Below are 14,067 nucleotides of genomic sequence, written 5' to 3' on the forward strand. Positions count from 1 at the left end.
ACATGTTATTATTCTGCATACAGCTGTTCCATCAGTCTCGCGACTGCAACAGCACCTTGTGCACGATTAGCCGTTTGTTTAGGCGCAAACGTACCATCTGCCATGCCATTTAATAGTCCAAGTTGCTGCATCGACGCTACAGCTTCTCTTGCATACCCAGCAATGGCTGTATGATCTTCAAATGTATTCCCTTCTTGCGCCGTAGGAGCTGCTGTATCCGTTTCTTGCTTCAAAGATTGCAAAGCACGATTCAGCATAACCGCCATATCTTCTCTGGAAACAGGCTCATTCGCGCCAAAGGTTCCATCTGCTCGGCCTTGGATTATATTCATCTGCACACCGATTCGCACCGCATCTGCATACCATTGACCTTCCTTCACATCTGTTGGAGTCTGCACACTTGCTTCTGGCAGGCGTGAATCTCCCATTCCTTTAATGATCATTTGCAAAAATTGTGCACGTGTCAGGTTACCATCTGGAACAAAGCTTGTGGCATTCATGCCATTGATAATCCCTTTACCATAGAGGTTCTGCACCTCTGGTTTCGCCCAATGATGATTTTGCAAATCGTTTAACGGAACTTGAACTTCAGTAATGACGAAACTTCCGGATTGTGTAGGCTTGAACGCAATGCTTTCGTTCTTGTCATTCGCTACAGAGTACATTACCGGCTTCATCTCACCATTCTCCGATAGCGATTGTACAATTCGAACGGTATCGCTTCCTTGAAGCTCGCCTTCATTGGACATGACGACTTCAATCGCTCTATCTGTCCACGCCATTGGCTTCCCATTCATCAATACATTAACGTTAAGGATGGATCGGTTACCGATGGCTGCTTTTTGTGATTCCGTTAAAGCTATATTTGATCCTTCAGACACCTCAACATCAAAGGTTCCGGCAGTTTGTTCATCTTGTAACGGAATAGAGTTCAGTGGAATGCGAATTGATGTCTGTCCTACTATTAGATCTAGTGACTTAATCGTCTGCGAACGCACCCATTCTGCAAGTTGATTCGTGTCTAATTGGAACGATACAGCTTTGGAGTTGTCAGGTAGATTAGCAATGAGCTTTAACTGATGTTCTCCTGCACCCATCGATTGAATCGCTTCGTTTAATTGCTGTGCAGTCGGACGAATCGAATAGTGTCCATTACCTGTTAAGATACCCTCTACAGTAATCGCGCCTTTCTCAGGTCGACTATTTGTGTCAGCCGGTGTCACACCATTGGAATTTCCCGTTGATGGAACCGATCCTGAACTGGACGGTTGTGACGGTTGTGATGGTTCACTTGGCTGTGATGGTTGAGACGGCTGCGAAGGCTGCCCCGAGCCAGGAGTAGCGTCTTGCCGTTCGAGTTTATGCATCGCAGCCTTTAACTCTTCATTAGCAGTGCTAGCATCTTGCACGGACGCTTCTTCATCTTGGATAATAGACTTCGCGTGCACAAGCGCCTTGCTGAACTCATTCCAGCTTGCTAATGTATAATCATTTTGTTGCAGTTTGGCTACTGAATTCACGGTTGTTTCGAGAGCCGATTTATCTGCTGGGAACGTACCATATGCTTCAAAATCCATAAACCCTACCCATTCTGGTCCCGCTGTTATCGTAACCTTAATATAACGTGCTTGTGTCTGATCAGGGAGAACGTGTCTTGGCCCAGTTGAAACAATAACATCACTTGTTGTGTCCACGACTTTTACGTATTTACTACCATCTTTAGAGACCTCAATCTTGTACTTAATACCACCACTCCACATCGACATTTCAATCGTGCGGACAGACGCAACCTCACCCAGGTCTACTTCCCACCAGCTATCTACGCTCTGATCAGTCCCCCATGACGTCGTTGTATTTCCGTCAATCGCTCCTTCTGGTGAATTCGCTTGTCCCCCACCTGTTCCAGCACTTGAAGAAGCCGTCGCTGTCTTATGAGTTGCTAGAGCTTGCAGGCGAACAAGACTTTGATTGGCCTGTTGCAATGTTTCCAAAGCTTGATTAACCTCAGATTGCACTGCACTTTGCTTATCTCTCACAACGATTGCAGCCTGCAACGCATCCATTAGCGTCTTCCAGCTTCGATGGGTATACGATGATACATTCTGCTGCTGCATCTCACCAATCAGCAACGTTAATTTGGTTTTGTCTACATCAGATAGTCCGCTAATGGCTTCATGTAAACGTTTCTCCGCCGCATCTACGTCAGTCTGGGTCGCTCTAGGATCTGATAGAACCTGACTCGCATGTGCAAGCGCCTTAGTAAAAATCCCCCATGTGACCGCTGACCAATCCGATTCCTTGTATGTCCGGGCTTCTATTACCTTAGCTTCGAGCAACGCTCGATTCGCAGGGATTACTTCCATTGAATCCATGACTTGCTTAAGGGACTCGGTTGCAGCATTCGTTTCTTCTTGCGTTACGCCTGCTGATGTATATGCCATACGGTATACAGACTTAGCAGCTTCAATCGCTGGTGCGAGTAATTGCCAGCTCTCTTCTTCGAAATCTGCGGCTACCAAACCTTGTGCGCGTGTAATTGCAGCAGATAAATGCTGACGATCTGCAGGAACATTCTGCATTCCGCGTTTATACACATCAAGGGATGGCAGTGCACGTCCTTCTAAGGAATATCCTCCGTTCCCAGGGAATTCATCGTAGTCGAACATCGCTTGATTTTCCCAAGCATCCCCTTCGGAAGCAATCCAGCCCACTCCAGCAGGAATCCATGCTGGCTCCCAATAGAAGAACCCAGCCCCACGACCTTCGGGCACTTCGGCAATCAAGTCCATGATGCCAGCAATGGCGTCATATTGACCTTGCACTGTTGCTGGGAATGTCGCGCCTCCGATATTTAACTTGTCCGGGCCGCCAATAATATTGCCATGAGCATCACCATTTTTGAAGGAAAATGGATACGATGTTTCAGCAATAACGACATCTTTTTTGTATTTCTGGGATACTCGGTTCATCGTTTCCTGTACATCTGCGAACGTACCGTGCCAGAACGGATAATAAGAGAGACCAATAACATCATAATCCAGTTTTCCTTTCTCCAATTCACCGAAGTAGGTATCGAACATATCCGCTTGTCCACCTTCAGCCAGATGGATCATAATCTGAACGTGCTGATCTCCTTCGAGGTCACGTACAGCATCAACACCACGCTGTAGCAGAGCCACATTTTCCGTCTGATTCACTGTACTCACGTATCCATTAAGCACACCGCTGTTAATCTCGTTACCAATCTGCACCATGTCTGGCATGGCACCTTCTTCCTTCATTTCACCAACAACCTCATACGTATAATCGTATACAGCCTGCTTCAACTGATCGAAGGTCAGATCTTCCCATGCTTTGGGACGTAGCTGCTGACCCGGATGCGCCCACTCATCCGAGTAATGGAAATCGAGCAGGATTTTCATGCCCTTTTCTTTCACTCGCTTGGCTAAACGGATGACATCTTCTTTATCGTTATAGCCTCCTGATTTCTGTGGATCATTCCACAAGCGAATACGGACATAATTCACACCACGGTCTTTAAGAATATCTAGCAAGTCCCTTTCGGTACCGTTACTGTCGAGGAATTTACCCTTCTTGTCTTCAATGGCCGTTAACGTGGAGATATCGACACCTCTGATAAAATCATCCTGATATCCTTGTACCGTTACCGAAGCGGTAGGTTGAATTGTTGCACCTTCCACATGACCGTTTACACTGAATGTGTTAGCCAACTGATATTGTTCAGGGTCAATATGATCCCAGACTACAGCTACATTCCCTGATTGATCCGCACCATATTGTGCCCGAATCTCTGTAGGTAAGACAGGCGCACCACCAATGATTGTCGTGATATTCACGGCATCATAAGCTGTAATATTTTCTGGCTCACGTCCTTCTTGTTGTCCAAAAATACGAATCTCGGACAGCGTTGGCCATGCCCCCTGTTGATCATAAAATGGAATAGTCACTTTTACATATCGAACTAGATCGGTTTGAAAGTCAAAATTGAGCTGCTGCTCTGTTGTTTCTTCTCTATGAGTAGCTACTTGCTCCCAATTCTCCCCATCCAATGATACCTCAACATCAAGATGAATCTTCTTTTGTTCTTTCAATACAATCTCTGCCCCGTTTAAGCGAAACTCTCCGTCCAGATCAATTTCGATCCATTGAGGAGCCTCTTCCGTAGCTTTTTCTTTTGCGCTCCAATGTGTATCCATCTTCCCATCTACTAAATGGTCTTTACTACTCTCCCATTCCAAGTATTCGGTGCTAACCGTCACCTCTTTATTCAATGCTACATTCACCTTCGTTGCCGCGTCTGCCGGCTGAACCAACAAACCTAGCTCACAAAATAACAGTAGCAACACAAGGCAACCACTTATGTACCTCTTGTTCACTCTTGATCTCCCCCTTTTTATCGTTGTAAATCGATCAATGAATGCGTTTAACCTTTTTTATTGTAAGCGCTTCAGGTTGATAGACGACACGGTATAATCCAAAGGAAACAGCAGTTTTTTTAACAAATTGTGTGTCGCAACTAGTTCAGCACATCCTGGTCGCCTTGTTAGAATTAATAGACAGCAAAAAGAATCTGTTCCGCTACCCTCAGGTAGAACAGAACAGATTCGCTTTTGTGCCATTGATGCTTTTCTTATTTCGTGAGTTTCAACTCCAACTGTAGCTTAATGTCATTCTCTGTTGAGAGAACAACAGAGTGAGGGTTTTCCATACCGAAGTCTTCGAACGTTACCATTGAAGTCGCAGACAACAATACCTGATCATTGTCATACGCAGCTTTTGCATCAAAAGTGACTTCTTTTTCAACACCTTTTACAGTCAATGTTCCATTCATTTTCACATCAACCGTCTGACCTACAGGCCATTCCGCTGGTAGACCTTCAAATGAGGTAGCTGTAAACGTTGCTTGAGGGTATGTAGCAATATCGAAGAAATCCGCTTCTTTCACATGTCCGTCGCGCTGGCCGTTGCCAGAGTCAATACCGTCCATCTCAATCTGTCCTTCTGCTTTCATCTGCGATGCGTCATCTACATTGATTGTCCATTTACCAGATACCTGCTCGTCCACAAAATTGACGGTTTCCTGTGAAGTTGTTACAGAGAAATATACTTTTGAGCCTTCGCTGATGTTCCAGTCTCCATTCAATTGCTCTGCGCCAACAACATCATTCGCTACAGGCGTTCCTGTGCTATCTACTGCTGTGGTTGATGTTGCTGTACTTGCAGGGAGCACTTGCTCGATTTCGACGTTGTTGCCGAGGTAACTATTGGTGAGATAGTATCCTCCACCCCCGAAAATAGCCACTGCGGCTACTCCTGTAATAATCCATGTTTTTGTCTTCTTGTTCATTTATTTTTCCTCCAGTACATTATTGGTTAGGTTACTTGTTGATATGGATAATATCAGCCCAATGTGTCAGGAAGAAGTCAAACAAGAACATGTTACAATTTTTTTTGAATCCTCTAATACAGGATTGGCATTATGCGCTTGCTCATGTAAAATCAGTACACAAGCTTCTGAAGTGAAAGGAGACCGCTTTTCTTGAAATCCATACTCATCGTCGAAGATGAGCAAGCCATTGCCCGGGTATTGGCTGCTTATCTGAGAAAAGCAGAATTCGAGGTGCATCATGCAGCAGATGGCCCCACTGCACTTAACCTTTTCGAATCCGTAAATCCTTCCCTTGTATTACTTGATGTAATGCTACCTGGAATGGACGGATGGGATCTGCTGCGCATTATTCGTGAAAAAAGTGCTTGTCCTGTGATCATGCTAACCGCACTGGATGACATCCGAGATCGTCTCAATGGACTAAATGCCGGTGCTGACGATTATATGAGCAAACCATTTGTTCCCGAAGAGGTGGTTGCCAGAGTTAATGCTGTGCTGCGACGTAACCCTCATTACACTTCGGGTGGTGAAGATAAACGCTGTTACGGCAATCTCGTTATTGATCTCGCTGCCAAGCAGGTATTGCTTAACGGCGCCGAGGTTGCACTCACGCCACGCGACCTATCATTACTTATATTTCTATCTGAATATCCAAATCGTACATTTACAAGAGATCATCTGATCGAACAAGTGTGGGGCATGGACTATGATGGCAGTGATCGTGCTGTAGATTTATCAATTAAACGACTACGTCAGGCACTCTCTCACTGGTTGCCAGAGACTGGAGAAATTCGGACGTTGCGAGGAATGGGGTATCAATTTTGGATCGCAAACTGAGACGGAAAGGGCCGAGACGTTCAACATCCATTTTGTCCCACTGGACACTTCGTTATTTTCTAATCTTGTGCATTGGATTCACCATTATTGTCGCAGGAGCACTCTACTGGATTCGTACAACCTCTATTGAGAAAAGTCTAAAAACTGCAGAGTTATTAGGGCTGGAGATTGCCGATCGAGTGACTATTGACAATAATAAGCTTCATGTACCACCCGATCTAGACACCATGGTAACCAAGAGGGAGAAACTATTCAATACAGATCATTATTTCTGTGTCATGGTGTTGGATAACAACAATCAATTGATTTTCTCTCAGCCTAAAATGACACAAGAAGAGGTGTTTTATCGACTGTCTGACGACTTTCGTGAACCAAGAAACAACAAATATGCAGGAGTAACCGTCAGTATTAATGAAGGTGATCAATCGTTTGGAAAAGTATGGGTAATGCAGTCGAAGCAATCTCTTACATTCGGTCCAGAGACGATGTGGCTTGTACTTTTGATTCTGGGCGGATTAATTCTATGTGGATGGTTTACGATCTATCTGCTATCTAATAAGTTGTCCCGACCTATTCGGCAAGTTGCTTATGCAGCTGAACAAATTCGTGGTGGCAATTACGACGTGAGTCTTGATATCAATACACGGGAGCGTGAGATTACGGAACTCGTGAGCTCTTTCCGAGATATGGCGACACGTCTAAGACAACTTGAGGAATGGCGTACCCTCTCCTTGGCAGGGGTGAGCCATGAACTGAAGACACCGGTCACTTCTATTAAAGGGCTCGTGATGGCAGTACGCGACGACGTGGTCAGTCCTCAGGAAGGAAAAGAATTTTTGGATATCGCTTTGAAGGAATCGGAACGTATGGAGCGGATGATTGCAGATCTACTAGATTACAATGCCATGTCTGCCGGAAGCGTTGCTGTTCGTAAGGAACGAACAGATCTGCAATTATTAGTTGGCGAGATCATCTATCAGTGGAAGATTGCGTACGAAGATAAGACACCTGAGGTTGAACTACATGCGCCTGCTGGCCCACTATACACCATTGGTGACACCCTGCGAATTCAGCAAATTATCGTTAATTTACTGAATAATGGGCTTCAAGCTACTCCTTCGGGTCAAACAGCCAAATTTGACATTGAATTGCGGGCAGAAGAAGACCATCTATTCATTGATGTACAGGATTATGGCTCCGGTATATCGGAAGCTGATCAATCCAAAATATTTGAACGCTTCTACCGCGGAGAGATAAAAAAACGTAGAAATCGTGGCTTGGGTCTCGGTCTTACCTATAGCAGACTGCTGGCCAACGCCCAAAACGGTGAACTGTCTCTTGCCTCAAGCACGCCTAATGGAAGTAAGTTCACGTTAAGACTGCCACGTTGGAAGATACCTAAACATGTGACTAAAGAACAAACGTATCCTTCACCAGTTAAAGCCTAGTTATCTATTAAAAGTTATATCAAAAATGAACAACCTACTTGCCTCACCTGCGGAGTATATGAAGCGAGTGACAAGCTACCAACGCGCACCGATGATCTATCGGTGCGCGTTTTATTTACTCTATGAGGTGAATTGTGCAAAAGTCTCTAACTTCTCTGACTATTTGCGCCAAAAAGTAGTGCAATCTGCCTTATCTTTAATGTTAAACTCAATGATTCTTTCAAGTAACGAATAATCAATCGGCAATTTCCACTTCATACGAATAAGCTGATTGGTATGCTCATAACCCGCCTGAACGATTTCTTCTGAGAACTGATCAATGACTACTTTCTCTGGAGCAACAGCTAGATGCTGCTTCGACACGCTAAAACCGATAATAAAGGTCTCATGGTCGGTAAACATCGGCTGATTCCAAGCAATTTTGGTTTTCAAACTTGGGAACTTCTCCGTAATCCATTTCAGAACCTCTTCGGTTCGTTCCTTATGCTCCGGGTTATCAATGCTTGCTAAATATTCTGCAAAAGTCTCCATCATCTTCCTCCCCCTTTTACTCCAATCCATTCTATCATGAATACGGAGTTCTAATTACCTTTTAATCAAAACGCATCATTACTGCTGCTTTTAGTATAATCCATGTCTCAAACAACTAAACAACCTGATGCATCACTGCGTTCAATCGAACTAATGAATAGCATTTGCCAACACAGTCCCTAATAGCAAACACACATACATACTCGTACAAGCAAAGAGAGCAAAAAAAGCAGTAACCACAAAGGTTATCTGCTTTTTAGTATACCTGCTCTATTACGTGCTTATATACGTGCGCTAATCAATGACGATTAGGTAGTTATTATCGAATGGATTCTATTAAATCGTGCTCGTATCAATAACAAAGCGATATTTCACATCTGAAGCCAGTACACGTTTGTAAGCTTCGTCAATCTGGTCAGCCGAAATCACTTCAATGTTGGGAGCAATATTATGTTCTGCACAGAAGTCGAGCATTTCCTGTGTCTCACGAATACCACCAATCATTGAGCCCGCGAACGAACGACGGTGACCGATGAGTGAAAATACTTGTACGGGCAATGGTTCTGCTGGCGCACCAACGTTAACGATTGTACCATCCAGCGTGAGCAGAGACAGGTATGCATTAATGTCAATACTGGCACTTACCGTATTAATCATCAGGTCAAAAGAACCCGCAAGTTTCTCAAACGTTTCCGGTTCACTTGTCGCATAATAATGGGCAGCGCCAAATTGCAGGCCGTCTTCTTTTTTGCTGAGTGATTGGGATAATACGGTAACCTCCGCACCCATCGCATGTGCAATTTTAACTGCCATATGACCAAGTCCACCCATACCTACAACCGCTACTTTTTTGCCTGGGCCAGCTCCCCAGTGATGTAGTGGTGAATACGTCGTAATACCTGCGCACAGCAATGGTGCAGCGGCATCAAGCGCAATATTATCAGGGATTCGAACAACGAAGTTCTCTGTTACAACGATATGTGTAGAATAACCACCTTGCGTAGGCTCACCATATTTGTCTACCCCAGCATAGGTCTGAATATTTCCTTTGAGACAGTATTGCTCTTCACCTTTGCGGCAATTTGCACACTCGCCACAAGAATCCACCATACATCCAACACCTACGCGGTCGCCCACTTTATATTTGGATACACCTGTACCTACATCCGTTACAATGCCAGCAATCTCGTGTCCAGGAACGAGTGGATAGTTCACAGGCCCCCAGTCACCGTGTGCAGTATGAATGTCAGAATGGCAAATGCCCGCATATTTAATCTCGATCAGTACGTCACTGGTATCAAGATCCCGTCGTTTAATTTCGGCACTTCGAAATTGTTGGTCTGGTCCGTCAACTGCTCTCGCTTTAGCTATAATCAATGTAAAAAACCTCCTAGTCATTTCGAATACAGCATTATCGTACCCCCTACAGTTAACTCTAGGTCAAATACTTTTTTTTATTTTGTTCCAACTTTGACATCTATTCATGCGACATGGTAGTATTCACTCGGATCACTCCTATAGTTAACTCCAAGTCTATCCTTAATGGAAAGGAACATCATATATATGACATATTCGATTGGCGAGGTTGCCAAAAAATTAGACCTTACGGTATATACACTGCGCTACTACGATCGGGAAGGGCTCATGCCTTTTGTTGAACGAACTTCTAGTGGAACTCGGTTATTCAAGGAATCTGACATTGATTTTCTTAAGATCATTCAATGTCTGAAAGCAACCGGAATGCCCATCAAAGATATCAAAGACTTCATTGCCTGGTGCTCTGAAGGAGACTCTACGTTAAAGCAAAGGTACGACATGTTTACAGAGCGAAGAGCTAGCGTAGAAGCTCAGATTGCGGAGCTACAGAAGACGATGGAAGTGATCGATCATAAATGCGCGTATTATGAGAGTGCACTGAGTGCGGGAACAGAAGAAATACACAGGGTGAATAATGGTAACCCCATCACCAATTAACTGTTATGTTAACATCCAATATCATCGACTTAACCTGTGATGTAACACTGAAATCTAATACCTTCAACTTCTGTCCATTGCTACTTCATTCGCATCTCATCATTACGCTCAACTTCAATACAAATAAGACCTCCGTAACTTAGACGGAAGTCTTATTTGTATTTGTATCCTTTAATTATTGTATAGGCTACTTCGCAGATAATAGGCTGTCCGTAATAAACTTCAGTTGACCCTCCAGCGTTACCGGATCATTGTATGTATCCGAGGTAGGATCAAGTTGGAACACATGATTCGCTTTAACTGCAGGAAGGCTCTTCCATAGGTTGTGCTCATAGACTTTCGAAGCATCATTTGTATCACCAGACCATGGGCTAGTGAAGATAATATCTCCCGCATACTCAGGTAAAACCTCCATGGAGATGGAAGCCCATCCTGTTCCACTGTCGATTGCTTCCGCCTGAGCCTTGGTTGGTGCCTTAAGCCCAAATTCGCCATAGATGACTTCACCACCACGGCCGTAATTATGACCGAAGACGTATAATCCTTTGTCATAAGGGTTCAGGATGGAAACGGTACGGTCACCTACAGCCTCTTTCACTTTAGGCTTTAACTCATTAATCTGCTCTTCCCAATTGCTTATCCAAGCTTGCGCTTTGTCTTCTCTGTTGGTCAACTTGCCTAGTTCGATCAATAGCTCTCTGAAGGGACGTTTACCATATTCAATCTGTACTACAGGTGCAATGAGCGATAACTGATCAATTCCCTCTGTCCCTGTATATACGATGAATAAATCAGGTTTTAAACTAACCAGTTGCTCGGGTGTAGGCACATCACCCAGATCAGTAACTCCTGCTGCTGTCAGTTGATCCTTAATATATTTATTGTTCATTGCACCGGTTAAAGCTCCAACAATTGGAGCATCTAGAGCAACAAAATAACCGGTTGTGAATGCGGTCAAGTCAATGATTCGTTTCGGATCTTTAGGCACCTGAACTTCTCCTGCATCGGATTGGAATGTGACTAACTCTTCTTCTGCAGTTGTAGAGCCAGCTGTCGTCGTATCCTGATCTGTCTTCGTTTCTGACTCTGCTGTTACGTTAGTGCCCTCATCTGTTGACGCATTAGTGCCTACAGATTGTCCGCACGCACTAAGTATGAGCAGAAGTGCAAGTCCCATCATGAGCCATATAGAAGTTTTCCCTTTACGCAAAATAAACCCACCTCTTATTTGATATTGATAATCATTATCAAATAATATCACGCTATGAAACAACTTACAAGCATATTTCATATGTCTTAAAGTAACGTGAGCGCCCCATGACCTCAACAGCAAACGCACTTAAGCAAGGTCATGGTTCCGTTTGTATACAACCCATTGCTTACATATGTAAATGATATTTTTTTCAACTCTTTACGAAATTGAAACTTGCAAGTCAGTAAGCTAAACAACTATCATCAATAGAGTAGTGTATCCTTATAAGAGAAAAAGAGATGATCATTGGAAGTTCCAATGATACGTATTCAAGGAGGACAAGATGGAAGACATTATATTGTGGTTAAAGTATTTATTATTAGGAATCGTACAAGGTGCGACAGAGCCCATTCCGGTTTCCTCTAGTGGACATCTAATCATTGCCCAACGACTTATGGGGTTGAAGCAGAACGGTTTGTCCTTTGAGATTCTGACTAACACGGCGTCTCTACTCGCGATTGTTTTTATTTTCCGTGAAGATATTAAAAAACTAATTATCGGTGCATTAGGATATCTGCGAACGCGAAAACAAGAATATAAAGCAGACTTTATGTTTTGCTTATACATAGTCATCGGTACAGTTCCTGCTGCTGTCGCTGCAGTTCTGTTCAAAGACAAGATCGAAGAAATCTTCTCGTCCGTATACACCGTTGCCATCGCGCTATTAGTAACCGGGGTTGCCCTCTGGCTGATTCGCAATCTTCGTGGACGCAAGCAGGACGGGGATCTCTCCACTAAGGATGCACTGTTGGTTGGTCTTGCTCAGGCCGTTGCGCTCATTCCAGGCATAAGCCGTTCTGGTGCTACGGTTATTGCTTCCATTGCTGTCGGGATGAAACAGGAAACCGCCCTAAAGTTCTCGTTTATGCTCTATATCCCTATTAGTATCGGCGGACTTATCATGGGTGTATCAGATATCGCCAACGATCCAAATCGGGGACAACTCGCCATTCCTTATCTGATTGCATTCATTACAACACTTTTCGTCACCTACTTCTCCATGAGATGGTTTATGGGAATTATGGCGAAAGGTAACCTCAAGTATTTCTCGTATTACTGTTTTGCAGCCGGAACATTATTGCTTATCTTTTTATAAAACAAACACCAAAAAGGAACAACTGGCCTATCGCCAGATTGTTCCTTTTTTCATTTCATTCACGAGATAAGTTGAAATCCTGAATCTTATTCTCAATGTTAAATTTCATTCTCATTTTCAATTATAACTACCCATTGTCCGTTTATTTCTTACGTCTAATCGCAGTCTTTGCATTAGGTTCCTAGTAACCGTGGCATATATTCATCATAGGCATCTGAGATCAATTGCTCATGCAGAGGGCTGCTCGTTATAATCGCTTTTCTTTTGGCTTTGAGTATAATCTGCTCCACATCGGCGAAGCTGCAGCCTTCTAACCGCTGACACATATAATGTTGCACATCAGCCTGGTGTTCAAACTGCCCCACCAGTTTGCTGATATAGCGTTGCCTACTTGGAGCATCCGGCATAGCATAATTCATTTTGGTATCAAACCTGCGCCAGATCGCATGATCCAATTGTGTTTCGAGGTTCGTTGCAGCAATACATATACTGTCTCCTTCGAACTCATCTAGGCATTGCAACAACGTATTCACAACTCTAGCCATCTCTTTTACCTCGTCGTTACTTTCTCTTGTACGCGCAATCGCATCGAACTCATCCAAGAAGAGCACGCAAGGATTCACTTTCGCGTATTCGAACAATTTACGCACATTGGTACTCGTTTCCCCGAGATGACTATGAATGATCGCATCCAGACGTACAAGCACCAACGGCAAGTTCAGACGATCTGCCACATACGATGCGGTTAACGTTTTCCCTGTGCCTGGCGGCCCAAACATGACTAATTTATTCGGAATCGGAACCTCGTGTTCTACAAAACGATCCTTCATTCCAAGAATCGTTAGAAACTCTTCAATGATGCGTTCGTTCTCCGCCGAAAATACAATATGTTTGGCTTTACGTGCACATTCCTTGGGTGAATAGAATGCGGCCATATCAATACCTTTTGCTCGTGGGATCCGATTTATATGATTGGTTTTACTCATTACGCTAACTCTCCTTTAACGCTAATCCAGCGGTATGCATTAAAATTGTTGATGATCTATAAATAAGTATGATCCGTCGTCCGGTTTTTATTCGTAATAATTACTATTAAAAGATATCACACAAATCCCTTTTTGCCAACACTGGAGAGATCATGGGATAAAAAGCATCCATGTAGTCTTGTACTGTTGCAAGCCGAGACATTATTTGCTATTCTAAATGTGCATCGTTGTGTGTAACGCAAAAAGCCCTCTTGTACTAGAGAGCAATAAAGTTCAGATTAGCAAGCGGCAACTTGCAGAATCTGGATATGTCTTATACCAACGAATGTAATCCCACTACAAAGCGAGGTTATTAATCATGGCAAAAGACGTATTGTGCGAAGTAAATTCATGTGTGCACTGGGCTCAAGAGAACAAATGTAATGCAAGCTCCATTTATATCGTAAGCCACAGCTCCAAAGAAGCAAGTGAGTCTGCGGAAACAGACTGCAAAACTTTTGAAGTAAAATAAGTTAATGAATTGTTTACAGTTA

Annotated in this window: 11 protein-coding genes; 5 read left to right on the plus strand and 6 right to left on the minus strand. The window is 43.7% G+C overall.

Annotated elements, in window-relative coordinates:
* Positions 1-8: 8 nt before the first annotated feature.
* Together V6W81_RS18000 and V6W81_RS18005 are read right to left on the minus strand one after the other, a co-directional pair.
* Entirely contained in the window at positions 9-4,397 is a 4,389-nt protein-coding gene (locus V6W81_RS18000; RefSeq protein WP_338539970.1) for a glycosyl hydrolase 53 family protein, read from the minus strand.
* Positions 4,398-4,651: 254 nt separating this feature from the next.
* On the minus strand, positions 4,652-5,368 hold the full coding sequence (locus tag V6W81_RS18005) for a YceI family protein (protein ID WP_338539971.1): 717 nt from the start codon (positions 5,366-5,368) through the stop codon (positions 4,652-4,654).
* A gap of 192 nt (positions 5,369-5,560) precedes the next feature.
* Here V6W81_RS18005 and V6W81_RS18010 point away from each other — a divergent pair, with 192 nt between their 5' ends.
* Both V6W81_RS18010 and V6W81_RS18015 read left to right on the plus strand, forming a co-directional pair.
* Positions 5,561-6,247, plus strand: coding sequence for a response regulator transcription factor (locus tag V6W81_RS18010; RefSeq protein ID WP_145047390.1), 687 nt, complete (start codon positions 5,561-5,563; stop codon positions 6,245-6,247).
* Positions 6,232-7,695: a HAMP domain-containing sensor histidine kinase gene (locus V6W81_RS18015; protein ID WP_338539972.1), complete on the plus strand. Its 1,464-nt coding sequence runs from the start codon at positions 6,232-6,234 to the stop codon at positions 7,693-7,695. Before V6W81_RS18010 ends, V6W81_RS18015 begins: the two co-directional genes overlap by 16 nt.
* 159 nt (positions 7,696-7,854) lie before the next feature.
* On the opposite strand, the gene V6W81_RS18020 is transcribed toward V6W81_RS18015, so the two are convergent.
* Positions 7,855-8,226 (minus strand): iron chaperone, encoded by a 372-nt coding sequence (locus V6W81_RS18020; RefSeq protein WP_338544026.1) that lies wholly within the window; start codon positions 8,224-8,226, stop codon positions 7,855-7,857.
* A gap of 336 nt (positions 8,227-8,562) precedes the next feature.
* Positions 8,563-9,603, minus strand: coding sequence for an NAD(P)-dependent alcohol dehydrogenase (locus V6W81_RS18025; RefSeq protein WP_145047392.1), 1,041 nt, complete (start codon positions 9,601-9,603; stop codon positions 8,563-8,565).
* A 186-nt stretch (positions 9,604-9,789) separates the two neighbouring features.
* Between V6W81_RS18025 and V6W81_RS18030 the strand changes: the two genes are divergently transcribed.
* Positions 9,790-10,200, plus strand: coding sequence for a MerR family transcriptional regulator (locus tag V6W81_RS18030; protein ID WP_338539973.1), 411 nt, complete (start codon positions 9,790-9,792; stop codon positions 10,198-10,200).
* A 187-nt stretch (positions 10,201-10,387) separates the two neighbouring features.
* On the opposite strand, the gene V6W81_RS18035 is transcribed toward V6W81_RS18030, so the two are convergent.
* The gene (locus tag V6W81_RS18035; RefSeq protein WP_338539974.1) at positions 10,388-11,410 is read right to left on the minus strand and encodes an ABC transporter substrate-binding protein; all 1,023 of its coding nucleotides are present in this window, start codon (positions 11,408-11,410) and stop codon (positions 10,388-10,390) included.
* Positions 11,411-11,735: 325 nt separating this feature from the next.
* Here V6W81_RS18035 and V6W81_RS18040 point away from each other — a divergent pair, with 325 nt between their 5' ends.
* The gene (locus tag V6W81_RS18040) at positions 11,736-12,548 is read left to right on the plus strand and encodes an undecaprenyl-diphosphate phosphatase (protein WP_338539975.1); all 813 of its coding nucleotides are present in this window, start codon (positions 11,736-11,738) and stop codon (positions 12,546-12,548) included.
* A gap of 173 nt (positions 12,549-12,721) precedes the next feature.
* Here the strand turns inward: V6W81_RS18040 and V6W81_RS18045 are convergent, their stop codons facing one another.
* Positions 12,722-13,534, minus strand: a complete 813-nt coding sequence (locus tag V6W81_RS18045) for an AAA family ATPase (protein WP_338539976.1) — start codon at positions 13,532-13,534, stop codon at positions 12,722-12,724.
* Positions 13,535-13,892: 358 nt separating this feature from the next.
* Here V6W81_RS18045 and V6W81_RS18050 point away from each other — a divergent pair, with 358 nt between their 5' ends.
* Positions 13,893-14,045: a DUF1540 domain-containing protein gene (locus tag V6W81_RS18050; protein WP_338539977.1), complete on the plus strand. Its 153-nt coding sequence runs from the start codon at positions 13,893-13,895 to the stop codon at positions 14,043-14,045.
* Positions 14,046-14,067 lie beyond the last annotated feature (22 nt).

This window comes from Paenibacillus tundrae (genome assembly GCF_036884255.1).
Lineage (GTDB): Bacteria > Bacillota > Bacilli > Paenibacillales > Paenibacillaceae > Paenibacillus.